The sequence below is a fragment of the Ferroplasma acidarmanus Fer1 genome (assembly GCF_000152265.2).
GTDB classification, from domain to species: domain Archaea; phylum Thermoplasmatota; class Thermoplasmata; order Thermoplasmatales; family Thermoplasmataceae; genus Ferroplasma; species Ferroplasma acidiphilum.
The window spans coordinates 167,086-192,910 of the sequence record NC_021592.1 but is presented as its reverse complement, the minus strand read 5'-3'; the positions used below and the strand labels follow the sequence as shown (position 1 = coordinate 192,910).

Genomic DNA, 25,825 nt, shown 5'->3' with positions numbered 1-25,825 from the left:
GAACGTAATAAATTTATATTATTATAGAATAACTATAACATATGGTAAAAACTTTAGAAATTGTTATTGATAGAAATTCTGAACAACCGCTGTATCTGCAGATTTACAATCAGATAACATATAATATTTCAACCCGAAAATTAAATCCTGGTGACGTTCTCCCATCATCCAGAACACTTGCCAGCGTGCTCGATATAAACTTTCATACTGTAAACCAGGCATACCAGAAATTGCGAAACAATGGAATTATCGTTCTTGGAAAAAGCAAGAAATATGCAATTGCTGGTGGAAATAATTCGGAAAAAGGAACAAAATTAATTGAAAAGGAAAAGGATATGGTAAACGAGGCACTTGCGATGGGTTATACTGAGAATGATATAATTGAGAGCGTTAAAAGAATAATTTCTTCCATAAGGTCAGATTAAAATTAATCCACAATAACCTGCGGTACAATAACCTGCGGTACAATAACCTGCGGTACAATAACCTGCGGTACAATAATATGCATTTAGCCGGTATTTAACAGCAATTTTTATAAAAATATGATATGGTGAAGCCATCTGGCAATCTGCATTTAACGCTTTATCATATAATATACATTTTTCTTTTTCCCCATATCATAAATTATCTTATTTGAATTGGAAACAAGTTCCTCATGCCCTTCTTTTCCGATAAATCCATTCTTCTTCGAGTTCCAGTACATATCGTATGTTTCCAGCAAATGCCTGGGAAATCGGGCAATGCTCCGTAAATATTCTGGCATCATATCAACTATAAATTTTGTTCCGGTATCAATCAATTTTCTCTTTTTTCCGGCCAGTTGCAATCCTATAATCTTTCCTCTTAAAAATTTATAGATATAGAATGAATAGGATGCATAGAACTGCACCATCTGGTCAAGCACCGGACCGACACGGGTTTTCATAACAGGCGTAAGGACATCAAATCTATCCCAATCCAATGTGAAGAGCGACTTTTTCTCCAGTGCTTCATCGAATATCCTGGTACCTGGAAGTGGCGTATATATTGAAAATTGAAGGGCATCGGCCCCTGCCCTTGCCAATTCCCTTGAAAATCTGACCGTGGATCTTAAATCACGGTACCTTTCATATGGTGCCCCAATCATCATGCCAACTATGACAACGATGTCATTGCTGGATAGAATTCTAACTGCCTGTGCGGACTGTGGAGTAAATTCTCCCTTATGCATTTTCTTTAATATCTCTTCACTGCCTGACTCCACTCCAAGGAATGAAATGCTCATTCCAGCCTTAGCGGCCTTTTCAATCAGATCCGGATGGCGTGATGTAACATCGACGCGCATCTGGACAATCCATGAAGTATTAAGATTCTTTTCCAGTATCATATCAAATAAAGCTTCCCTGTGCTTAACATTTGGCTCCACTATGAATATGTCATCAGTAAAGAATATCCAGTTATACCCATAACTTTTAGCGTTTTCCATTTCCTTTATAATACGTTCGTTGGATTTGTTTCTCCAGGTATTTCCCCATGTTGGTGTTACCGAGCAGAAATCACAGCCATAGGGGCACCCGCGGGAAGTCTCCAGGCACATAACCCTGTCATCAGTGCCAAATACCTTGAATGTGTATTTCGAAGGGTCAAGAAGTCCAAGTGGGGGCATGGGAAGCGTGTCCAGGTCCTGGATTAATTTTCTGGGCATTGTCCGCTTGGTGCTTCCATCCTCCCTGAAAACTATTCCATTTATATGATTAAAGCTTCCATTTTCTACTATTGCCATAGCTATATCATAAATGGTTTCATCCCCTTCACCAAGGACAGATATATCGAAGCCCGCTTCTATAAGTTCTTCCGGGAGAAAAGTAGCATGGTGGCCACCCGCCACAAGAACTGTATCCGGTTTAGCTTTCTTGATACCGCGGGCTATATACCCTGCATTATTGTGTGCAGCAGTGGCATGAAGTGTAATTCCCACCAGGTCAGGCTTAAATTCAAGAATTTGTATTATGGCCTCATCCAGGGAGATATTATCTGCTTCCATGTCTATAATTTTTACTTTACTATCCGGGATCCTTTTGATCTCTCCTGCTAGAGCTAACAAACCCAGGGGTGCTGGAAGGAACCCCCACTTGCTTAAATATGCTGACCCGGTACGATTGCTGGGCCTTATAAAAACTGCCCTGAATGACATACTATTTATATAATTAACGAATATTTACGTTTTACGCAGTATATATTATAACAATTAATTATAATGTAATGAATATAAGAATGGTGAATCTCTTTTTGAATGGAGTTATAGTTAAAACATTATAGCGGTTTAAACACAAATTTTATTAAAGCAAAAACAATTAAATTTTATGATTACCTACGTAACGGAAGAGGATGTAAGATCAAATTTGAAAATGGGCGAATGCATTGAAGAGTTAAGAAAAGCCTTCAAATCCTACGGAAATGGTGCTTCAGATGCCCATCCAAGAGACAGAATAATGAATAATAATAGCATGCTTAATACTATGCCAGGAGTTTATGGGGATAGGCATTTAGCTGGATTAAAAACCTATTATGCAGGTCCATCCGGAATACATTTTGTAGTTGTAATATTCAATACGGAAAAACCTGAAGACCTTTACATACTGGAGGCAAACACACTTGGGCAGGTCAGGACAGGAGCGCTTGCTGCAATGGCGACTTCAGAGGTTGTCAAAGAAAAATCCATAAATTTTACGATTATAGGATCTGGATACCAGGCAGAATCACAGTTTCTGGCAATGAAAGAGATTTTTAATTTAAAGCATGCCCATGTATATTCAAAGAATCCTTCACATTCAAAGGCCTTTGCAGACAAATTTGGAATAGAGTCAGTTGACTCACTTGATGTTTTAAAGGAATCGGATGTCATTACAAGCATTACGAATAGCAATAGCCCTATATTCAACTATAGCCAGCTGCCAGAGCGGTACCATATAAACCTCGCAGGATCCAATTTTCCTATCAGAAGGGAGGCCGCACCTGATGTACTGGACAACTCTGACGTAGTGATAGTGGAAAATCTGGAACAGGGAATGAAAGAATCGGCAGAAATAATGGGTGTACAGAAAAAGGAAAAAATAGTTGAGTTGAAGGATTATATGATAAATAAAGGCAAATATCCCGGAAATAAAACCATATTTAAATCCATGGGAATAGGATTGGAAGATGTTGCAGCAGGTTATGTAATATTAAAAAATATGGGAATAATAAATTTCTGATTTTTCTTTATTTTTGTTATACATAATTCTGCATTATTGACATTCCATTTATGGAAGGAACGCCGGTGAATACGTAAGTAACTCCAGTATATATCTCTGTGCTGTTCACATTGAATGTTAAAGTTTCACCATTTAATCTGTATGAGCTGGAATTTATCGTATATAGAGAAACCCTTCCATTGTCGAGAATAGTGATATTAATCCCGGATGCAGGTATTTTATAGCTGCTGTTTAAATACACAGATATGCTGTAATTCCCGGGCAAAAGATAGGTGGTGTTGCCGGAAAAAACATCTGCCCCCAGATTTTCTAATTCTTGAAAACTGGACATGTTTTTATCCGGTATCGGGCCATAGACCTTACCGTTATTATGGTCAAATTCCTTTGAACTATAGGAAATATTTAATGGGTTAAATATTAATGGTTTTCCTGTATAATGGAGTTCAAGTGCTATCACACCGTAACCCTCAGCAAGTATGCCATAGGAACCACTATTCATATAATCCGATGCAAGATTTGCTAGTGATATGTTATAAGCATTTTCAATGTAGGTCTGGCTATCATTTAAATCTGCAATTAGATACTTAAAATGCACAGATGGCGATGAAATATTATTGTACGGAAACGCTGTTGCGTTTAAATCTCTATAAAATAGCGGGTAAATGTTGTTGCCGGTTACAAGGGACGAATTCATACTTATATTATTTTCCAGTGAATATACAAGGTGGTTCCGTTCTGCAGAATATCCTGTTGAATCATTTACAATATTATGGATGCCTGAAGGTTCCAGAGATACAGGTGATATGGGTGACACCACTATAAACGCTGCAATTGCAAATACAGCAATAACTACCATGGTATTTTTTAAATTCCTGTATGCCCGTTTAGTTTTAATTGAAGGCGTAGGCTTAAATTCCATCATTTTAGATATTCCAAATACGGCGGCGATAAATATCATGGGTATAAACATCATGGAGTACTGGTATCCTATAAAATAATAAGGTATGTATGAGGAAGTCATGGCATATACAAGATATGGAATAGCCGGGATTAAACCAATAGGGAAACGGTAAAATGCAAAATCGACGGCCAGAAATGCAAGAACCAGGAAGAGGAGCTTAATCTGGTAATTGGCGATGATATAAGTCATAAATCTGTATGGATGGAGAAAAAATGTTAAAACAAGGCCAGTTATGCTTCTCGACGCAGAACCCGTAGCTCCACTTGCGAAAAGCAAAATACTCTGGCTATGTGCTATGTCTCCTTTGAGGTAGCCTGCTGCAGTATAATATATAAGTAAAACTAAAAGTGATGTGATAAATATGTATGACATTCTTTTTGTCCGCTCGCCGGATTCTTTGAAATAATACCGTGATATCATCATTTCCATTATTAATGTCATTACTACAATAAAAACAAAGGAAGCATGAAGGCTTACTATCAGGGCAAGAAAAACAATATTCCATGCCATCCTGTTTTTAATGTAAAAATAAATTGCCATAAAATAAAAGAATGGGAGAAATATCATTAAATGGAAATCAAAATAAATCGGGCTTTCTGTTAAGGGTGAAAGTAGAAAGGCACTTGCTATTATAAATGAATAAAGGGCAGGATTTTTTATGTTTTCCGGGTATGTTTCCTTTATCCTGGAAAAAATATGCATGGAGATGTAGTAAAGTGGAAGTGTTGCGAAGCTTATGAATACTGCCTGAATAATAAGCAATATGTATGGATTCGGATATATGTAAAAGACACCGAGAAGGGCAAACATAAATGGCGAGAAATGTTCTGCAAGATAACTCTCTCCAAGCAGGTTTGAATAGAATAATTGCCCGTGCATGGATGAATAAAATGCCTGAGAATATAATCCCAGGTCCCATGCATACGCATTAAGTGTATATGCCTTTAATATAGAATAAAATGAAAAGAAAATAGCGAATATAATGGATAATAAAATAAGAATGTTGTGGTAATTTACAGTCTTTCCATCCGTAAATATTCTTTTTATCTGGAGGGGCATCCACTCAAATTGCATCTAACTGCCAAGTCTTTATTGATATATTTATTTTATCATATAACTAAAGGCCATTACAATATTCTATTCAAAAGCAGTTTTTTTATAATTTATAAAAAGTTTATGTTATTAACCTTAAAAACAAATTGAATATCTGTCAGTATCAATTATTCATAAAGTTAATTAGGTATTCTGCACATTGATTTATATTGGGTGTTGATTATAATGTGATAAACTGATGAAAAAATAATATAATAAATACGCAAAATAAACGATTTGAACCGTGTTTATGTTAATGATGGGGACCTATTTCAGGACAGTCAGGAACGACATCTTTATGCATAAGTTTTTATTTAGAATTTATATACCTATTCATTGGGTAATATAACTGAATCTTTTAGTTCTGGCGTCACATTTCAGTATTCGGCAGTTGCCTCTATGTTTATTTCTTCCAGCCTGTTTTATTTTTTCATAGCACATCTCCTGCCTGTTTCCGTAGTAGGTTCAATCTCTCTGCTATATGCTATAATGAACATAATGGCTGTTGTATTTGTGTTCGGACTTTCGAACGGTGTCCAGCATTATCTTTCATACCATATTGCACGGGAAAACCATAGCGCTGTAATAAAATTAATGAAACAAACTATCGCATTTTCAATAATATTAGCACTTGCGGCTTTTGGCTTTATGTACTTCTCTGCAGGTGAAATTGCAATATTATTTTTCCACAGCAGCGCTTATGTGCTGTCAATCAAGCTTATTGGAATTGCAATAGCTGGTTCTGTGATGATAAATGTATCCGGTTCAATGCTGCTTGGATTAAACCAGTATAAAAAATATTCACTGATTTACATTTTCATAAATATTTTTACCTATTTCTTCCCGCTTTCAATGCTTTTTATTACTGGAAAATCTGTATACCTGATAGCCGGGCTGGCAACAATTAATATTATAAGTGCCATGCTTTTCATGATTTTTGTTTATAAGGTGTATAACAGGCTCAGCGGGTTGCAGACAAAAGCGGTTAAAGAACCATACCGCAATCTTGTTTACTATTCTATTCCCTTATTTTTTTCATCAATAATGGGAACCAGCGCCACATATATTGACAGGATAGTGGTTTCCTATTTCATTAATCTTTCATATCTGGGGATTTATAATTTTGCCCTGATCATAGCATCTGCTGCCACATTCCTTGTGGTACCTGTTTCAAACCTGCTCGTTCCAAAGCTTTCCTCATTCTTTTCACTGGATAATAAAGAAGGTTTCAGAAAAAGTATCAGGATTCTTCTGAATATTGTCTCACTTATTTACATACCTGCAGCTCTTGGCATAGCCGCACTTTCGAGAATAATACTCTATGAGTTTGCAGGCTCAGATTATACAATAGCTTATATTCCACTCATTATAATTATGTTCATAACATCCATTTTTATCGGCACAACAGTTCTTGCATCAGGCATCTCCAGTATAAGAAAGACCAGAATATTCCTTTATTCTTCCGGTTTTGCACTGGCATCCAATATTGTCCTTTCTGTCATACTCATACCAAGATTTAATATTATAGGCGCTGCAATTGCTTATTCCTCCATGAATGCAGTTAATTTTAGCATAGTTTATTATTATGCAAGGAAGTTTTCTGTAAATAATTATGATATTTCCAGAGTAATAAAAATATGGATTTCGGCTATAATTATGTTCGGCATAATATTTACGATACAGGGCTTATTCCCATATACAATGATAAATATTTTCATATATATACTGGCCGGGCTTTTGATCTATCTAGTAGAAATCAAGGTGTTCCATCTGATAAGCCAGGAGGAAATGGGATATATAATATCTGTAATACCGGAACGTTTTGGCACACTGAGATACATGGCAAAGCGCATGGCATACAATGAACACAATGGAAACTATGACCGGCTCTTCAGATTTATTAAATAATTGCATGGCAATCTTTAAAAATAATACTGTAATGGAACTCTATAGGAAACAATGTGCATAATAACTGTATAAATGTTAACAAATATTTGCAGTAAAATAGTTAGTGCGGTGACCCTTATGGCGAAATCAAATAATTACATATCTGTCATAATTACAGCATATAATAGAAGGCAATACGTTCTGGACGCTTTAAAGTCAACAACTGAGCAATCACTTTCACGGCAATTATACGAAATAATTATTGTTAAAAACTTCCGGGATACAAATATTGACGCTTTTGCAGAAGAGTATAATGTAATTAATATTTATAGTGAAAATGAAACGCTCTCTGGAAAGATAATAGAAGCAATCGGGATCGCCAGGGGGAATATTCTATGTTTTCTGGATGACGATGATATGTTTTACCGGGAAAAACTTGAATATGTATTAAATAAGTTTAAAGAGAGCAATAATCTATGCTATTTGCATAATAATTTTACAGCAATAGACAGAGACGGGAAACCACTGTCCTATTATAACAGAAATCCAGATTTTAATATGTCTTCAATATCTATTCGGAGGGAAATCATTAACGGTGAAGCATTTGGAAATGTATCAAAAAGCATTGACACATTGATTTATTTATATGCAAAGGAATCAGGGATGGAACTGGAGATTGACAGCAGGGAACTAACATATTACCGGGTTACAGATCAAAGTGTAACACATTCTTTCACCGATTTTAATTCTTTTATTGAATTTTCCCACAATTCCCTGAATATTATACTCAATTCATATATTCAGATGCTCTCCATTTTTCACTCCAGAGAAACCCTGGGAATTCTCAAGCATAAAATCAGCTTTACAAGGATTAGACTGAATATTTTTGGTGGAAAAACAGCAGGATTTAAAGATTACCTGGTTTTGCTATATACACCAACACTGGAATCCAGGTCATATGAAATTAAAGTTTCCATCGCATCGCTCTTTATGAGAAAATATAGCGTGATGAAATTATACAAAAATGAGAAAATGAAACAGGAAGCAAAATAAATTTATACTATTGCAACAGGGGAAACAGGTGATGCTGTGGCTCCCTTGAAAGGTATGGGAGAACATACAAATAGGAAACGGTAAGCCCTGTCCTTTGCCATCCTGTGGAGGCTAAGGTTGTCTATTATATGTATACCAGCTTTTGCAATTAAATACTGGTGGACAGGCAATCTTGTATTTCCATCCTCGGGAGGAACAACTTCAGATGAAGGAGTATCACTTCCTGTTACTGAAATTTTTAGCTCGCTTAAATACCTTGCAAGATCGTACCCTATTCCAGGAGAAGAATCATAAAATTTATCGTATTTGCCAGGATTTGAAAACATTGAAGAGGCCCCGGTATGGAAGAACATTGCATCACCTGGCTCCGGGGTTATGCTGTTATCTTTCAGGAAATTTTTAACTTCCTTCACAGTAATAGGATATCCGCCCTCCAGAATATCAGTGCCACTGGCTGCAGCTGCATCAACCATTATTCCGCCCGTTATAATTGGCCCTGCATTTTCTACTCCAAGCTTTTTATAGCCTGTATTTGTAATTACCTCATTTACGGGTATATTGTTGAAAAACTTCCCATCATAAGCCATATGGGAAAGTGCATCAAAATGTGTTCCGGTATGGTCACACATTTCAAGCCTGCCAAGTGAAGGCCCGTATTTATTGGCATATTTTTCAGTAAAGCCATTATCATAGGGCCTCAACATAATATCAAAGAAATAGGGGCCGTGTGTTGGCCTGTCTGCCATTCCATTGTAAATAGTATGTGACATGCGATATACTTTTCCAGTCTCAGGTATTTTAAGTGATTTTATTACCTTTATATTATCAATCAGGTTCAGGTTTCCCCTCTGGTCATCCTTGCCAAAAACAGAGGATAGGTCGCTTTCAGTGTTATACAGCTTATTTCCATTTTCACTATTGATTTTTGCCATACCTGTGCATCGGCAATATCTATAAAATTATAACGACAGAGAAATCAGAAAATAGTTTTCCCTACTGCAACATAATAATCCAGTGAATCAGGATTTTTTACGGAATCCCTGTTTAAAATATCTCCTGGCAATGCACCTTCCAGAATTCTTCTCACAGGAACTTCCATTTTCTTCCCATTTAAAGTATAAGGCACTGAAGGAGCTTGCAAAATATAATCCGGAACGTGCCTGGGTGAAAGGTCATCCCTGATTTTACTTTTAATGGTTCCAATCAGATTATCGTCCAGTTTTGCATTCCCTCTTAGAACTACAAAAAGTGTTATTCTGTATATTTTCCTGGAATCTGTATAACCTATTACAATGGAATCATCCACCATTTCAATCCCATTGAGGGATGAATATATCTCGCCTGTTCCTATCCTTATGCCGTTACGGTTCAATATTGCATCTGACCTACCATAGATTATTACCCTGCCCTCATCATCTATGGAAATATAATCACCGTGCCTCCATATGCCTGGATAAAAGTTATAATAACTCTCATAGTAACGGGTTTTATCCGGGTCGTTCCAGAAAAATACTGGCATGTCTGGCATCGGATCCATTATCGCAAGTTCCCCTTTTTCATTTATTACTGGCTTTCCATCCGGATCAAGTGCCTCTACATGTGCTCCGAGGCCCCTGCACTGGAGCATGCCACTATATACGGGCAATGTGGGCGAACCAAGACAGATGGCAGAACAGAGGTCGGTTCCACCGCTTAAAGATGAAAGCCATACATTACCTTTAATGTTTTCATATACGAATTCAAAAGCATCAGGGGATAATGGGCTGCCCGTTGACCCTATAAACTCGAGTTTATCCAGCTGATAATGATCCTTAATTTTTATCCTGGAATCCATCAATGACCCGATATAAGCAGCACTGACACCTAAATGTGTTATACCATATTTTTCAGATAGTTTCCATAGTATGCCTGTATCCGGATATGAAAGGCTTCCGTCGTAGAGCAATATAGTTGAGCCGGCCAGGAGCCCGCCTACAAGGACATTCCACATCATCCACCCTGTTGTGGTGGCCCATGTGAATACACTATTTTCCTTAATATTCATATGCAGCATTATTACCTTCAAATGTTCCAGGAGTATCCCCCCATGTCCGTGCACAATTGCTTTAGGTTTTCCTGTTGTACCTGAGGAATAAAGTATCCATAGTGGATGTGAAAATTCAACTTTTATTGGGACGAACTCACTTCTGCTGTCTGGAATTGAATTCATCTTTGTGAAATCATGTATTTCTTTATTTCCAGTAGTTATTGCAATCCGAACTTCAGGAAGTGCTTTCAAAATTTTAATTGCATTTTCAGTCCTGTCATATAATTTGCCGTTGTATGAGTATTCCGGTGAAACTATCAACACCTTAGGTGAAATCTGTGAGAATCGCTCAATAACACCTTTAATGCCGAAATCGGGAGAGCATGATGACCATATTGCCCCTATAGATGCTGTTGCAAGTAAAGTTATCACCGCTTCCGGTATATTCCCGATATATGCGCAGACAGTGTCACTGGCAGCTATTCCATTGCTTTGAAAATATGCAGCGAGAGAAGAAACTTTTTGCCACAGGCTATGGTAAGTTATAACCTGCTCTTTTCCTTCCTCATTATATGAAATAATAGCAGCCTTTTCTATGTTACGCATTCTGTACACACGATCGGCATAATTAACCCTTGCTCCTTCAAACCATCTGGCATTTACATTGTTTTCAGATAATATAGAATTGTATTCCCCTAAATCCAGCCCGGAGAAGTCTGCCAGTGATATCCAGAAGATTTCAGGATTTTTTACAGACCATTCCCAGAGCTCCTTATAACTATTCATATTCGTATGATTATTGGTATTTACATAATTTAAAAATTGATTCATTGTTGATTTTTCTTTATATTCATTTCCAGGTTCCCAGAGTGTTTTTACCCCTGCATCCATAATGCTTCAACATATCTTTATATAAATAAATTGCTTTGGAGCATATGTGTTCGTGCATGATACTATCATGCATATATAATTACCGTAAAGTTTATATTTTATAATGTAAATAAGCCTCTATGTATAATAATGACGAACTTTTTAAAAAAATAAACCATATAGAGTTCTATGTTTCCAGTGCCAAGACATGGTCATATTTTATGGAAAGGGGGCTGGGGCTTGACCTTAAAGCTTACTCAGGGCTTGAAACAGGAAACCGTGGCAAATCTTCCTATGTATTGAACAAAGGTGACATAAATCTTGTGTTCTCCAGTTCAATGGAAAAGCATTCTGAAATAAATGATTCAATAAGCCTTCATGGCGATGGGGTCAGGGACATATCACTGGAAGTGGATGATATAGAATTTACCAAAAAGCACCTGGAATCCAGAAACATTAAAGTTTCATCAATTAAAGAGGAGAAAGACGATAATGGAAAAATCAGGAGGGCTGTAATGCAAACTTATGGCGATACAATACATACTATGATAGAAAAGGGAGATTATAAGGGCTTTCTCCCCGGGTACAGGGAAGAAGATACACATACCGCTGACACTGGAATATACAAGGTTGACCATGTTGTCGGGAACGTCTACGAAGGTGAAATGGACCAGTGGGTTAATTACTATATTAAAAATATGAATTTTAGCCAGCTTGTAACATTTGATGACAAAATGATCAGGACTGACTATTCTGCCCTAAGGTCCAAGGTTGTCAAATATAACGACAATATAGTATTTCCAATAAATGAACCGGCACAGGGATTAAAAAAATCACAGATACAGGAATATCTTGATTATTACAATTCACAGGGAGTGCAACATATAGCACTAAAAACGGATAATATAATAGAAACTGTATCAAAGATGAAGCAGAATGGAATACAATTCCTGCAGACTCCTGCCTCATACTATGACACATTAACTGAAAGGGTAGGCAATGTGGATGAGGATATTGAAGAACTCAAGAAACTCAATATACTTGTAGACCGCGATGATGATGGATACCTGCTCCAGATATTTACAAAACCACTGACAGACAGACCCACAGTATTCTTCGAAGTCATAGAAAGGAAAGGGGCAAAATCATTTGGCGCCGGTAACTTTAAGGCCCTCTTCGAATCTATTGAAAGAGATCAGGCCATGAGAGGGAATCTATGAAGATCTGCCTTATTGAATATTCAGGGTCTTACCGGTACTGCATATACCATGAAGGAAAATATTTCGAAATGGCTCCAATGCTGAATATGCAGGAAGATGAACTTGTGAGTGAATTCTATAATCTCTACAGTAAAATTATAAATTTAAAGCTGGATGATAAGTATGCCATAAAACCGGAAACGATAAAATATGGTGTACCCATCCCGGGAATGAGGTCGGTGCGAGATTTCTATGCCTTTGAAGACCATGTAAAAAATGCAAGAAAGAATAAGGGCCTGGATATGATCAAAGAATGGTACGATTTTCCTGTTTTCTACTTTTCATGCACACCCAATGTTTATCCATCGGGATATGAAATTAAATATCCTGAAAAAAGCAAAGCCTTTGACTATGAAATGGAAGTTGCTGCTGTCATAGGAAACAGAACTATTGACTGCCATGAAAAATGCATGGATTCCATATTCGGTTTCATAACAATGAATGACTGGAGCCTCCGGGATATCCAGAAGGAGGAGATGAAAGTAATGCTCGGCCCTGCCAAGGGAAAGGATTATGCCACATCATTCGGGCCATTCCTTGTGACAAAGGATGAAATACTCAGTGGATCAGAAGGCGGAAAAATCAATATAGAGCTTAAGGGCTATGTTAATGGAAAATTATACTCCCACAATAATCTAAAGAATATTTATTTCAGCTTTTCAGAACTGCTGGAACGGGCATCTGAATCAGTACCTCTGTTGCCCGGCGATGTAATAGGAAGCGGAACATTTGGCACAGGCTGCATCCTTGAACTTGGCCCGGAGAAATATGGCTGGCTTAAGGCCGGGGATGAAGTAATACTGGAATCTCCACAATTAGGCAATTTAGTTAACAGGGTGGTATAAATGGTTTATTATGTAAAAAAAGGGAAGGTGCCTGAACAACGCCATACATACGATGACAGGTCACATATTTTTAAGGAAGAGCTATTCGGATTGAAGGCATTTGATGGAAAATACTCATTGCTATATCATAAATATGACCCGGCAGAAATTGAAAAAACCTCTGTGGAATACAGGGAAAAATTATCCAAGGTAGATCTTGTAGAACACAGGCATATAAAGGCCGGATTGCTTGGAAAACTTAATAATTTTTACACCGGCAGGCAGACTCTTTTCTATAATGATTCCACAAGCACAGGAGTAATAGATACAGACTCAACCCCAGATGCCTATTTCAGGAATGCCCTCTGCGATGAGGTCTTTTATGTGCAATCCGGGAAAGGTTCCATTGAATCACCATTTGGCACACTTAAATTCAGGAAAGGGGATTTCATTTATATTCCAAGGGGAACAACATACCGTGCAGTTATGGATGAGCGGTCTTTCTTCTTTTTCACAATTTCATCAGACCATATGGATATACCTGCACATTACATGAATAAATACGGGCAGATAAAAGAGGGCATGCCATATTACACAAGGGATATTGAAATCCCCGAATTTCATGAAAGCACTGAATCTCCCGGCGAATACCATATAATGGTTGACTACGGCAGTTACTATCTTAATATTTCCAGAACTTACCCTGTACTGGATTTAGAGGGCTATGATGGTTATCTGTACCCATTCACAATAAATATAGACAAATTTGCACCTATTGTAGGTAAATTGCACATGCCACCGCCTGTCCACACAGTGTTCGAAGCAGAACATTTTATGATAGGCGCTTTTCTTCCGAGATTATTTGACTTCCACGAAAGGGCAATACCCATACCATATTACCACAATAATATTGATTCGGATGAACTTATATTCTACTCTTCTGGGAACTTTATGAGCAGAACGGGCATAGGAGAGAAATCAATAACCATGCATGTGCACGGAATAATCCACGGACCGCAGCCTGGAGTTGTAGGAAATAGTCTGGGAGAAACAAAAACGGACGAAGTTGCAATTATGGTAGAGTCATATAAATGGCTTATGCCAACGGAAAAAGCTGAATCTGTAAAGGATAAAAATTATATGTATTCATGGAAAGCAGGAAAGGATTGAATATTTTAAACTATATTATTTACTATTTTTATACTAAAAAATATACATTTTGGGTCCTCTAATACACAGCAAAACCATATAATCTGGAATAAAGACAACGTACAATTTTCAGTTTGTATATATAATAGTATTCCAAGTTCAGACCTTATTCAGGGGGCATTTGAAGTGCTATACAGTGTTGTAAAGTCAGGGTGATTAATTTCCGGAACTTATATAGTTCACATATAATTTATTCTCATTTATTCCGTTTTATTGCACAATAATTCCCCATGCTGTGAAATCAGTATTTCATGAATTATTTAGCTTCAACACGAAACTCTGATAATTGTACAGAAAAATTTTTATAAATTGATTTCCATAATCAAAACATGGCAACAAATAAGGCAATTGATATTTTAAGATGGCTGGGGATATTGGGCTCAGCTATATGGGCTGGAATACATATGACTTTATTGGGGATAACTTTGCCATATATAGTAAAAGTATTTTTTGGATTTGTAATTGCAATTGCAATAGTATCCGCAATGATATATGTGAGCGATAGGAAAGAATTCTATTTGCCAGTTTTTATATTCTATATACTTGATACTGTATTACTATTAGAGTCAAGAATAAGCATAGCCCCGGTATTTAATGAAAGGCTCCCATGGACAGCATCCGCAATAGATAGTATCATACTTGATGTTATAATGATAATAATATCAGGCGCGATATACTTTTCAACAAAGGCCTTTAAATCAAAAGACAAACCGGCAAACCAGAAATAATAATTTTATAATTTTAATAAAATTAATTGACAGATTCTGAACAAACAAAAAATATGCTTTTATTCTTCAATAGTAAAAATTGAAATTTATAAAATCTTTACGTATGTATCATTATTTTTTATCAGATAAACCCAGCCAGAATTTCTCTTCAAGATCGAGCATCCCCTTTGCACTGGAGATAAATTGTTCTTTCTGGTCGTTGCTGTGTACGCCTATTATATTTTCCATAGCGTCTTCATGGGTTGATTCCAGTTCCCTGTGGAATGTGAAATAAAGTATATCCATGTCTTTATATTTCCTTTCTTTCATGATCTTTAGCCCTGGCAGAAGTTTATCCCACATTGGTATTGCCATATTTTCGAGTGCAAATTCAGCTCCCAGAGCCTTTGCGTGGTCAGAGGAAAAATATTCTCTCATTCCGTCAAGCCATCCTTTTGTTGTAGAAAGCTGTTCCCTTTTTACAAGTTCTTCTGGCTTAAAGCCAATAGACCTCAGGTATCTTCTGTAAAGCAACTCATGCCTTTTTCCTGAATCACCGCTCCCAAGTTCGGAAACCAGAATGCCTGTCAACTCGTATGCGTCATCTTCATTCTCTGTGCTCACCAGCAATTTGGCAAGTATTTCTGGCCATTCCCTGGTAAAATGGTAAAACTCAATAGAGAACCTTTTAAATTCCTCCTCGGTAATATCGCCTCTGGAAAACCTATTGATGAAATCATTATCAGTTGCCGGGTGGCTCTTTACAACTCTTTTTATTTCTCCATAAAAATCCGATTGTTGCATATATAATAATATAATAAACTATACTTAAGTTTTTTGAAATAAGGAAATATACATTATAAAATATATACTTACCTAGATATGATATAAAATTAAAAGAATAGATTTACCCTGGATCATGCTATAATATAATTTCATTAATGGATAGTATTAAAGCTATTCATGAATCGTATAATCTCAAGATTAAATACATCTTATTTTATTACTATATAAATCGTATTCTTTTTGAAGTTTTAAATCTATATTATTTTTTATTTCCTTCTGGATACTTGAAGCATACACCTCTCTCTATAAAATGTTAACACTGCACTATTATAGATATTTATTATCACTTTTTATTAATAGCGTCATGCATAATGATTAAATATTTGAAACAGGAATGTTATTTACTAATTGTATGAGTAAGGTATAAACATATAAATACATAATGGTTTATTCATATGATATTCAGAGGTATGAATATGAAAAACAAAAAATTGTTAGTAACGATTGTAATGGCAATTGTTTTCATTATGGTTGCTACTAGTTTAACCAGTTTTTATCAAAATGATCAGAAGGCTAACCCGAATAATGTAAATAATGGTCCAAGTGGAACGTTATATATTTCACCCGGTCCTACACCGGCATTTACAGATAATTTCAATCCATTTAATATATGGAGCGCCCCAGCTGGTATAATGTCGTTGATTTATGAACCACTTTTGCAGATAAACACTTACAATGGCACAACAATACCATGGTTAGCGACAAATTATACATGGTCACATAACGATACAATGCTAACATTAAACTTAAGGCATAACGTTACATTCAGCAATGGCATGCCGTTTAATTCAACTGACGTGGTATATACATTCCATATTCAGAAAAAATTACTGGGGCAGTGGGGCCATATAAAAAACATAACAGCAGTGAATCAGTATACAGTTGATTTTAATTTCTCCACAATAGACACACAGTGTTTGTTTTATATTGGCTCCAATTTCATGCTTCCAGAGCCATTATGGGTGAACATATCAAGTCCAAACAGTAAAGTTGTCACCAATCCAATAGGGACCGGCCCATACGTCTTAAGCAGCTTCAGTGCCCAGAAAATAGTGTTAACCGCAAATCCACACTATTGGAAATCGGATGAACCACATATAAAAAACGTTGTTTATGTTGATTATACAAGTGCTAGTGCCTTAACGTTAGCCTTGCAGGAAGGCAAGGTTCAATGGACATCAGCTTTTGAACCAAACGTATCGAAGTTATTTGTTCATTATAATCCAAAATATAACCACTATTATTTCCCACCAGGTCAACCGTCTACGTTAATAACAAACGATGCAATATATCCGCTTAATTTAAGTTACTTCAGGCAGGCAATGAGCATGTCAATAAACCGTACAAATATATGTAATATAGGCGAATATGGATATGAAAAACCTGCCAATGCAGCAAATATATTACAGCAGCAGTTGTCCTGGCTAAATTCAACAAACGCAAATGAAGCAAATAAACTGGCGCAGTATAACATAACTGAAGCGAAAAAATTACTTGCGGCGCACGGATTTACAATAAAAAATGGAAAATTATATGAGCCTAATGGAACCAAAGTACCAAGCTTAACTTTAATTTCAGTTGCTGGATATACTGACTGGGATACAGATATATCTATTATAGCTAGTGACCTGAAGGAAATTGGCCTGACGATAAACATAGCAACTCCAACAGCGGCTACGGTGGAAGCAGATATTGCAAGCGGGAATTATCAGATGGCACTGGATACGGTTACAGGAATAGGTCCCAATCCCTGGTATGATTACACTGCGCTAATTGGTAACTTAACAAAGATAGGGAAAACTGCAAGTGTAAATGAGGAAAGATGGAACTATACACAAACAGACTTCATGAACTATTACAACAATTTCTCAAAAACCAGCAATGCTTCAGAACAGAAAGTACTGGTTAATAATATGGCAAATATAATGTTGAACCAGATGCCAATGATACCACTAGTATATTCTGCCGATTGGTATGAATACGTTAACAGTTCTATTGGAGGATTCCCCAACCAAAACAATTCGTACTGGATACCTATGCCATGGTATCCAGGGCCTATGGAAGTTGTAATGCTACATCTTTATTCAAAACAGAATATCAACACAACAAGCTATAAAGATTATTACATTGTAGCCGGAATTATTGCAATAGCCGCCATAGCAGGGATATCATCTATATACATAAAAAAGAGGAGGATGAAAGACAATTAAAGTGAATATGATGATACCCTATAAATATATTTTTAAAAAGATCATTGCGTTTCTAGCAGTTTTATACGGAGCAATAACATTAAATTTTTTATTACCCCGACTAATCCCGGGAAATCCAGCAGAAATTGTGTATCTATCCATATTAAAGCAAGGCGGTGCATCAATAAATCCTATATATGAGCATCAGCTTGAGGCCGAATATGGTATATCACATGCACCTATGTATATCCAGTATTTTCAATACTTAAAAGATTTAGCAAATGGAAATCTGGGTGTTTCCATAGCATTTTTCCCGGAGCCTGTAAGTTCAATATTAAGAGAAGCGTTACCATGGACGCTGTATCTGGTAATAAGTTCAATAGCTATATCATTTTTTATCGGTAATCGATTGGGACGGTATGCAGGCATTAATAGAAACACGGTTAAGGACTTATCAATTGATCTCTTTTCAATGTTCATGGCATCTTTCCCTGCATTTGTTCTTGCCTTTATAATACTTGATGTATTCTCTGTGAGTGGTGGTGTATTTCCCATTGGTGGTGCATATAGTTCAACAGTAAATATAGGATTCAATTTACCATTCATAATAAGTGCAATATATCACTCGATTTTACCTATATTAACAATAGTATTGACATCTATAGGTGGATGGGTGTTAGGCATGAGAAATAATATTATCCCTAATGTTAACAGTGATTTTATAAAATTTTCCGAAACTCTTGGTTTAAGGAAAGAGCAGATAAACAGAATAGCATATAGAAATGCAATATTACCAAATTTAACCGGATTTTCAATGTCAATAGGCCTGTCAGTGAGCGGTGTTATAATAGAAGAATCAATTTTTTCATATCCTGGTGTTGGCCTGTATATGATGACGGCAATAGATTCTCTAGATTACCCCCTGATTCAGGGTATATTTTTGATGGTAATTATAGCAGTATTAGTAGGTAATGCAATAGTTGATATATTATACGGATTTTTTGACCCCAGAATAAGGGAGGAGGGAGAATAATGAATAATGACGCATCTAAAGATAGTTTCTTAAATAAAGTTCAATTACAATATCACGGAATAATAAAACCTCTGAAACTGTTGTTAATTAACAATAAGGCGAAAGCGGGATTTGTAATATTGGTTGGAATGATAATTTTTAGCGTGCTTGGCCAATTTTTTGCACCATATAATCCAAATAAATATGAGTTTGCAAGATCTGCACCACCAACATATGCTCATCTACTGGGCACAACTGTATATGGCCAGGATGTTTTTTCACAGCTATTTTATGGTGCAGCACCAACATTACTTGTAGGTTTTGCAGTTGGCTTTATGGGTACATTTATATCCATTTTTGTTGGCATAAGTGCGGGTTTCGCATCAGAAAGAGTAAATAATATTGTTTCTGGAGTCATAAATATATTTCTAATAATACCAGGTGTCCTATTGATTATGCTTTTTGGCTCGTATTTTCTTGGCATTCACGAATCCCTCGGGTATTTACCAACAATACTGATACTTGTAATAACCGGATGGGCATTTGGTGCAAGAACTTTCAGATCGATAACTTTATCAATAGCGAAGAGAGATTTCATATTATCATCAATGCTAATAGGCGAATCCAGATTAAGTATAATATTCAGGCAGATTATAAGGGCCATATTTCCGGTTATAGTATCAAACTTTTTCTTCACAGCTATGTACGGCACACTTGGGTTAACTTTTGTAGAATATTTAGGCGTTGGGAACCTTTTACAGATAAATTGGGGTACAATGCTCTATTGGGCAATAAATAATGAAGCATATCTTACCGGATTATGGTGGTGGATTTTACCCCCAAGCTTCATGATTTCAATACTAATGTTTTCATTTATACTGTTAAATTTTGGTATGGATGAAATTGGAAACCCTTCATTGAGGAGATTTGATAGCAAAAAAAATAAGAAAGGTGAAATTAATGAGTATACTGAGAACTGAGAACTTATCTAAAATATTTATTTCAAAAAAAGGAATTATAAAGGGCAGAAATGTCGTAGCACTTGATAATGTTAATATAGAATTGAATGAACGAGAATTAATCGGCATTGTTGGTGCAAGTGGAAGCGGTAAAAGTACTCTGGCGAAAATATTTGTTTTACTATATAGACCAACATCTGGGAGCATATATTTCAATGATGAAAATATTACTAAATATAAATCAGGAAAAATTAAAAAATATAGAAAAAATATACAGATGGTTTTTCAGGACCCATACGCATCACTGGATCCAAATCATACAGTGGAATGGCATATCAAAAGGCCCTTAATTTTAATAAAATATAAAGGTGATATAAACGAAAGGATAAATCAATTATTGAATATGGTTACGCTGGATCCGCCGGAATATTATAAGAACAAATTCCCACATCAATTATCGGGTGGCCAGAGGCAAAGGGTTTATCTTGCAAGGACACTGGCAGTTGAACCAAAAATATTGATTGCTGATGAGCCTGTATCAATGCTTGACGTTTCCGTAAGAATAGATATATTAAACCTATTAAAAACTATCCGGGATAATCTGAATTTAAGTATAATCTATATTACACATGATTTGAATACAGTAAGTATGATTACTGATAGATTATATGTGATGCACGATGGGAAAATAGTTGAGGAAGGCAATACAGATAATATAATAAAAAATCCCGTGGATCGGTATACTAGAGAATTAATAGAATCTGCACCTAATCCATATAAGAGGATATAAAATGTATAACTATGTTCTTGAAGTTAACAACTTAAATGCTGGATATTACATGGAAACCGGTTTTGCAAAAATTCTAAAAAATATAAATTTCTCTGTACAGAAAAATATTATACTTGGAATTGCAGGAGAATCGGGTTCTGGTAAAAGTACATTGGCTTCATCATTATATAATTACTTAAAGTATCCTGGGAAGATTACTGGAGGAAATATAATATTCAATGGAATTAATATCTTAAATGCAAAGCCCAATGACCTGAGAAAACTGAGAGGCGTAAAATATTCTTTTATACCACAGGCGGCAATGAACGCATTGAACCCTGTTAAAAAAATAAGATTTCAGTTCTATGATATGATGATGGCTCATAATATAAATAACGAAAATGAACAGGATAGAAAAATCGATGAAATATTAAAACTTGTAAGACTTAATAATAATGTTCTAGATAACTATCCACATGAATTGTCAGGAGGCATGCGGCAGAGGGTAGTGATAGCAATGGCATTGATTTTATCTCCAGAACTTGTTATACTTGATGAACCAACCACCGGTCTCGATGTGGTTGTCGAACACAATATCCTTGTTGATATAAAAAAAATACAGAGGAGCCTCGGAATGACAATGATTTTTATTTCCCATGACCTGTCAATATTATTTGAAATATCAGATGAGATGATAATGATGTATTCTGGTGAAATAGTCGAATCTGGTTCCTATGATAGTTTATTGAATAGCCCTGCACACCCATATACCTATTCACTCGAAAAAAGCATACCGAGAATTGGGATGAAGATAAATAAGGAGTCAATAATAAAAGGAAGCACTATAAATCTTTCAAACAGGGAAAACAGTGGCTGTTATTTTTATGATAGGTGTATATATGCAGAAAATCAATGTTCGCTTGCACATCCAGAGCTCCGGTCAATAAACATGGAACATCACCTGTACAGATGTTTTAGATACCCGGCATGGAAAAAAATGACATAATAAATATTAAATATAAAATTCGGATAATATATAAATGGATGCGGATTTATTCGACGAATTAAAACGTTTTGGGTTATCAAACTATGAAATAAAGATCTATAAAACTTTATTATTGAAAGGTCCAAATACAGCCACAGGAACAGTTAAAATAGCGGGGGTACCTCAACCCCGAATATATGACCTATTTTCATCCCTGGAGGGAAAAGGTTTCGTTGACACAGTAACGGGGAAAAGGCATTTATACCGGGCAGTTCCTGTTTCCCAAGTATTAAGACGTGAAATTATATGGCTTGACAATTATGTGAATGAGTTTGAAAGCTATGTTGAAAAACACAGGGAAACTGAAGATTTAAAGGAACCATATATATGGTTTGTCAAGGGTAATAAAAATGTAACCGAGCGAATAATATCAATGATTTACTCTGCTAAAAATGAAATTATAATGGCATTATCACATGATTCATTTGTTAACGTACGAAAATTTATAAACTCAGCTTTAAAAAAAGGCATTACTGTTGCACTTGTACTTTTCGATGATACAAATGACAATGAATTAAAAACAGTGCCTCCCGGAGTGATATTAAAAAAACGTTTAGAAAAGCCCATGGAAATGGTACTTGTTGACAGAAACTTCATTTTGTCAAATTTAAAAAGTGGTATAGAAAATATGGATTACTCAATATATCTTGAGGAAGACCAGCTGTTACATGTTTTAAGTTATTATTTTTTTTACGATATATGGCTACCATCAAAATATATAATTTATCCTGAAAACTTTATTCATTATAAATTAAATAATATCTGGCTGACATGCGATATTATAGATTATTATCTTACTAATAATATTAAATTGAAAGCCGATTTAAATGGTATAATTAATAATAAAAATATTTCATTAAAATGTGAAATAATTAAAACAGAACGAATTAACGGAGTGAGACAAACATTTTTTGTAAAGGATGATAAAAATACCTATTCTGTTGGGGGCAAATCCGCTCTCAGAGAGGATATAAAACTTATAGATGTTACAATATCCAGATTATCTACCTAATACTATCAAAAAAAGTATTCTACAAATATTTTAATAACAAAAATCAATAAAATATTATGGTTCCAAATAATTTTAAGTTTGGTTTTTCAGAGTGTGGATTTCAATCTGAAATGGGTTTGTCTGGTACGGATAATAACTCTGACTGGTTTATATGGTCAAACGATAAAAGAAACATTGAAAAACATTATGTGTCCGGTGACCTGCCTCAAAACGGTGTAGCCTATTGGGATTTATATAAACAGGACCATGATAATGCAGACAAATTAAATATAAACGCTGCAAGACTTGGAATCGAATGGTCAAGAATCTTTACGGAATCAACAGAAAATATAGAAGTTGATATAAAATATGACAATGACGATATAATAAATATAAGTATAAATGATGAAACAATAAGGAAATTGGATGAAATTTCAAATAAAGATGCAATAAAACGGTATATGGATATATTCAAGGATTTTAAATCAAGGAATAAATTTTTAATTATAAATCTTTATCACTGGACAATACCAAAATGGCTGAATGATCCATCCAAATTTTCAGATAATGATAAGCAGAGAGCAATAGGTGGTTGTTTTAACAATCATATAATTATAGAATTTACAAAGTATTGCGCATACATTGCCAGCAAATTTGATAATATAGTAGATCGCTGGTCAACAATGAATGAGCCAAACATGGTGTATCAGGGTTGCAGTGTTGACAGTTCGTATAATGGCATATCCGCAAGAAAAAAGAAATTTGCAGAGGCACATGCCAGGGCATACGACGCCATAAAGCTATATTCACAAAAACCTGTGGGCATAATATTTGCAAATGGTGATATCCAATCTATAGATGGCGATAATGATATAGTTGATAAGGCTAAATTTTTTAACAGGTATTCCTTTTTTGATTCCATAATTAATGGTGATTTGTCATGGTACCACGAATTAACAAACGATGGAAAACCAATAAAAACACGTAGTGATATGAAAAACAAAGTTGACTGGCTTGGACTGAATTATTATAGCAGGGATGTTATAAAAAGAAATGACTCAGGTTGGGAAATATTAAAAGGTTATGGCCATTACTGTGGGGATATCAAAAATTCTCTGGATAATAGGTCAGTGAGTGATACCGGTTGGGAAATATATCCTGAAGGCATATATAATATAATAATGGATTATCATAATAGATATAAAATACCTATAACTATTACTGAAAATGGATTAGCTGATGATATGGATAGATACAGGTCTAATTACATTTTATCACATTTTTATAATATAGAACGTGCAATAAGCGACGGTGCAATAGTAGAAGGTTACTATCACTGGTCATTGACAGACAATTATGAATGGGCATCTGGTTTCTCAAAAAAATTTGGCTTATTTAAGGTAAATATGGAAACAAAGGAAAGGTATATGAGACCGAGTGCACTAATTTATAAGGAAATAATAGATAGCCATGGTGTTCCTGATAACCTTAAATGGATATCCAGATATAAAATATAACACTTAATGAGTCTTATGATTACGGAAGTGAGAAATCAATAATGGGAAATCAAAGGGTATAATAAAAAGGAAGTAACGCTTTAAATGATATTAAATAATAAGGATACTATACTGATGATAGGTGATTCTGTGACAGACTCCAATCGTGAACGCCCTGTTGGCAGATATCCCTGGGGCTTAGGCAATGGATATGTTTCTTATATAGATGCCCTTTTAGGTTATTTATATCCTGATATTGACCAGAAAATTGTAAATATGGGAATAGCGGGCGACACTATTCGAGACTTAAAATATAGATGGAATTCCGATGTTATAAGTCAAAATCCGGACTGGGTGTCTATCATGATTGGAATTAATGATGTATGGAGGCATTTTGATCAGCCATCCGATCACCTTTCCTTAATATCTCCTGTTGAATATGCAACAACCATAAACACATTGATAAAAAGAACTATTCATCACGTAAAAGGTATTATATTAATGTCACCTTTTTATATCATAGCATCTTTAGACAATGTAATGCGTCAGGAAACACTGTATTATGCGCACATAATGGAATCAATAAGCATCCGGTATAAAACTCGATTTGTACACACACAGGCATGGTTAGATGCATACATGAGTGGAACTGGCGCGAAACGATTATCCAACGACGGGGTACATCCAAATCCACTTACCAATATGATTTTGGCCAATGCATGGATTCACGAGGGAATGGATGGATAGCGATATTCAGGCATAATACTACTTTCAAGCAAGTTATGCCAGTAAATCCTGAGTACATCCTTGTTCCGGAAGGACTTGTGTAACAAGGTTGGGAACGCCTCTATGCTCCGGTAGAGCACAGGTAAAAGGCTCAGGAAAGATTTGCTGGCAAGCACTCCACTGACAGCTCCTTGCGGGAACGGAGCACAATAGGGAAGTTGACCTCAGGGAACAACCCCAACCAGTCCTTTCAAATGATGGCATTGCCCTCGCCAGTCGGGCAGAAGCTTATTTATACATCCCTCGGTGTTGCCACCGGAGCCCCTCAGACAGCCTTAGACACAATCCATGCGAGTCAGGTGGTTTTAATTATAAAAATAATAAGAGAATAGTATATAGACACGTTGCAATTCCTCCTATGGCTAAAGCTATAGATCCCTCGCCAATTGATCGTGAAACCTGGATAGAAATGGCAAAAGAAACACTAAAAAGCTGCGTAGAAACGATTAATTCACCGTACAATATTTAATTTTCAAGCCATTTTAAATGCAATTTAATACACTATACTTTATATACCTTTAATGTGATAAAAATATATATGTGCAGATACCTAGCAATACATTATTCTGTAATCCTGTTTACATTGTATATTTCTATTGCGGGTAAGCTTC

The 25,825-nt window shown here is 35.7% G+C and carries 21 protein-coding genes; 16 read left to right on the top strand and 5 right to left on the bottom strand.

Features of this window, described 5'->3' with window-relative positions:
- The first annotated feature begins 41 nt into the window (after positions 1 to 41).
- A complete protein-coding gene (locus tag FACI_RS00750; protein WP_009886173.1) occupies positions 42 to 425 on the top strand; it encodes a GntR family transcriptional regulator in 384 nt (127 codons plus the stop codon).
- Positions 426 to 574: 149 nt separating this feature from the next.
- Here FACI_RS00750 and FACI_RS00745 read toward each other — a convergent pair whose 3' ends face one another.
- Positions 575 to 2,173 (bottom strand): B12-binding domain-containing radical SAM protein, encoded by a 1,599-nt coding sequence (locus tag FACI_RS00745; RefSeq protein ID WP_009886172.1) that lies wholly within the window; start codon positions 2,171 to 2,173, stop codon positions 575 to 577.
- A gap of 169 nt (positions 2,174 to 2,342) precedes the next feature.
- Here FACI_RS00745 and FACI_RS00740 point away from each other — a divergent pair, with 169 nt between their 5' ends.
- The gene (locus FACI_RS00740) at positions 2,343 to 3,233 is read left to right on the top strand and encodes a Rossmann-fold NAD(P)-binding domain-containing protein (protein WP_009886171.1); all 891 of its coding nucleotides are present in this window, start codon (positions 2,343 to 2,345) and stop codon (positions 3,231 to 3,233) included.
- Positions 3,234 to 3,249: 16 nt separating this feature from the next.
- Here the strand turns inward: FACI_RS00740 and FACI_RS00735 are convergent, their stop codons facing one another.
- Positions 3,250 to 5,268: a DUF2079 domain-containing protein gene (locus FACI_RS00735; RefSeq protein WP_009886170.1), complete on the bottom strand. Its 2,019-nt coding sequence runs from the start codon at positions 5,266 to 5,268 to the stop codon at positions 3,250 to 3,252.
- 417 nt (positions 5,269 to 5,685) lie between these two features.
- Here FACI_RS00735 and FACI_RS00730 point away from each other — a divergent pair, with 417 nt between their 5' ends.
- Both FACI_RS00730 and FACI_RS09705 read left to right on the top strand, forming a co-directional pair.
- Positions 5,686 to 7,194, top strand: a complete 1,509-nt coding sequence (locus FACI_RS00730) for an oligosaccharide flippase family protein (RefSeq protein WP_009886169.1) — start codon at positions 5,686 to 5,688, stop codon at positions 7,192 to 7,194.
- Between the two features lie 117 nt (positions 7,195 to 7,311).
- Entirely contained in the window at positions 7,312 to 8,226 is a 915-nt protein-coding gene (locus FACI_RS09705; RefSeq protein WP_009886168.1) for a glycosyltransferase family 2 protein, read from the top strand.
- Between the two features lie 2 nt (positions 8,227 to 8,228).
- On the opposite strand, the gene FACI_RS00720 is transcribed toward FACI_RS09705, so the two are convergent.
- A complete protein-coding gene (locus FACI_RS00720; RefSeq protein WP_009886167.1) occupies positions 8,229 to 9,158 on the bottom strand; it encodes a cyclase family protein in 930 nt (309 codons plus the stop codon).
- Positions 9,159 to 9,202: 44 nt separating this feature from the next.
- Positions 9,203 to 11,143 carry an acetoacetate--CoA ligase gene (locus FACI_RS00715; protein WP_009886166.1) on the bottom strand — a complete coding sequence of 647 codons (1,941 nt, stop codon included), beginning with the start codon at positions 11,141 to 11,143 and terminating at the stop codon, positions 9,203 to 9,205.
- 119 nt (positions 11,144 to 11,262) lie between these two features.
- On the opposite strand from FACI_RS00715, the gene hppD reads away from it, so the two are divergent.
- From hppD to FACI_RS00695, 4 genes are all read left to right on the top strand, one after another.
- Entirely contained in the window at positions 11,263 to 12,342 is a 1,080-nt protein-coding gene (gene hppD / locus FACI_RS00710; protein WP_009886165.1) for a 4-hydroxyphenylpyruvate dioxygenase, read from the top strand.
- On the top strand, positions 12,339 to 13,226 hold the full coding sequence (locus tag FACI_RS00705; RefSeq protein WP_009886164.1) for a fumarylacetoacetate hydrolase family protein: 888 nt from the start codon (positions 12,339 to 12,341) through the stop codon (positions 13,224 to 13,226). Before hppD ends, FACI_RS00705 begins: the two co-directional genes overlap by 4 nt.
- Positions 13,227 to 14,375 (top strand): homogentisate 1,2-dioxygenase, encoded by a 1,149-nt coding sequence (locus tag FACI_RS00700; RefSeq protein WP_009886163.1) that lies wholly within the window; start codon positions 13,227 to 13,229, stop codon positions 14,373 to 14,375.
- Between the two features lie 368 nt (positions 14,376 to 14,743).
- Positions 14,744 to 15,142, top strand: coding sequence for a hypothetical protein (locus FACI_RS00695; RefSeq protein WP_009886162.1), 399 nt, complete (start codon positions 14,744 to 14,746; stop codon positions 15,140 to 15,142).
- A gap of 111 nt (positions 15,143 to 15,253) precedes the next feature.
- Here the strand turns inward: FACI_RS00695 and FACI_RS00690 are convergent, their stop codons facing one another.
- Positions 15,254 to 15,925, bottom strand: a complete 672-nt coding sequence (locus FACI_RS00690; protein WP_009886161.1) for a TenA family transcriptional regulator — start codon at positions 15,923 to 15,925, stop codon at positions 15,254 to 15,256.
- A 458-nt stretch (positions 15,926 to 16,383) separates the two neighbouring features.
- Here FACI_RS00690 and FACI_RS00685 point away from each other — a divergent pair, with 458 nt between their 5' ends.
- The 8 genes from FACI_RS00685 (at position 16,384) to FACI_RS00650 (ending at position 25,175) form a co-directional block, all read left to right on the top strand.
- The gene (locus FACI_RS00685) at positions 16,384 to 18,177 is read left to right on the top strand and encodes an ABC transporter substrate-binding protein (RefSeq protein ID WP_019841322.1); all 1,794 of its coding nucleotides are present in this window, start codon (positions 16,384 to 16,386) and stop codon (positions 18,175 to 18,177) included.
- Between the two features lie 10 nt (positions 18,178 to 18,187).
- Positions 18,188 to 19,189: an ABC transporter permease gene (locus FACI_RS00680; protein WP_238553354.1), complete on the top strand. Its 1,002-nt coding sequence runs from the start codon at positions 18,188 to 18,190 to the stop codon at positions 19,187 to 19,189.
- Positions 19,189 to 20,148, top strand: coding sequence for an ABC transporter permease (locus tag FACI_RS00675; protein WP_009886158.1), 960 nt, complete (start codon positions 19,189 to 19,191; stop codon positions 20,146 to 20,148). Before FACI_RS00680 ends, FACI_RS00675 begins: the two co-directional genes overlap by 1 nt.
- Positions 20,129 to 20,917, top strand: coding sequence for an ABC transporter ATP-binding protein (locus FACI_RS00670; protein ID WP_019841321.1), 789 nt, complete (start codon positions 20,129 to 20,131; stop codon positions 20,915 to 20,917). Before FACI_RS00675 ends, FACI_RS00670 begins: the two co-directional genes overlap by 20 nt.
- A gap of 1 nt (position 20,918) precedes the next feature.
- Positions 20,919 to 21,902 (top strand): ABC transporter ATP-binding protein, encoded by a 984-nt coding sequence (locus FACI_RS00665; RefSeq protein WP_009886156.1) that lies wholly within the window; start codon positions 20,919 to 20,921, stop codon positions 21,900 to 21,902.
- Positions 21,903 to 21,936: 34 nt separating this feature from the next.
- Entirely contained in the window at positions 21,937 to 22,953 is a 1,017-nt protein-coding gene (locus FACI_RS00660; RefSeq protein WP_009886155.1) for a TrmB family transcriptional regulator, read from the top strand.
- Positions 22,954 to 23,009: 56 nt separating this feature from the next.
- Positions 23,010 to 24,449 (top strand): beta-galactosidase BgaS, encoded by a 1,440-nt coding sequence (bgaS, locus tag FACI_RS00655; protein WP_019841320.1) that lies wholly within the window; start codon positions 23,010 to 23,012, stop codon positions 24,447 to 24,449.
- Positions 24,450 to 24,533: 84 nt separating this feature from the next.
- The gene (locus FACI_RS00650; RefSeq protein ID WP_009886153.1) at positions 24,534 to 25,175 is read left to right on the top strand and encodes an SGNH/GDSL hydrolase family protein; all 642 of its coding nucleotides are present in this window, start codon (positions 24,534 to 24,536) and stop codon (positions 25,173 to 25,175) included.
- Positions 25,176 to 25,825 lie beyond the last annotated feature (650 nt).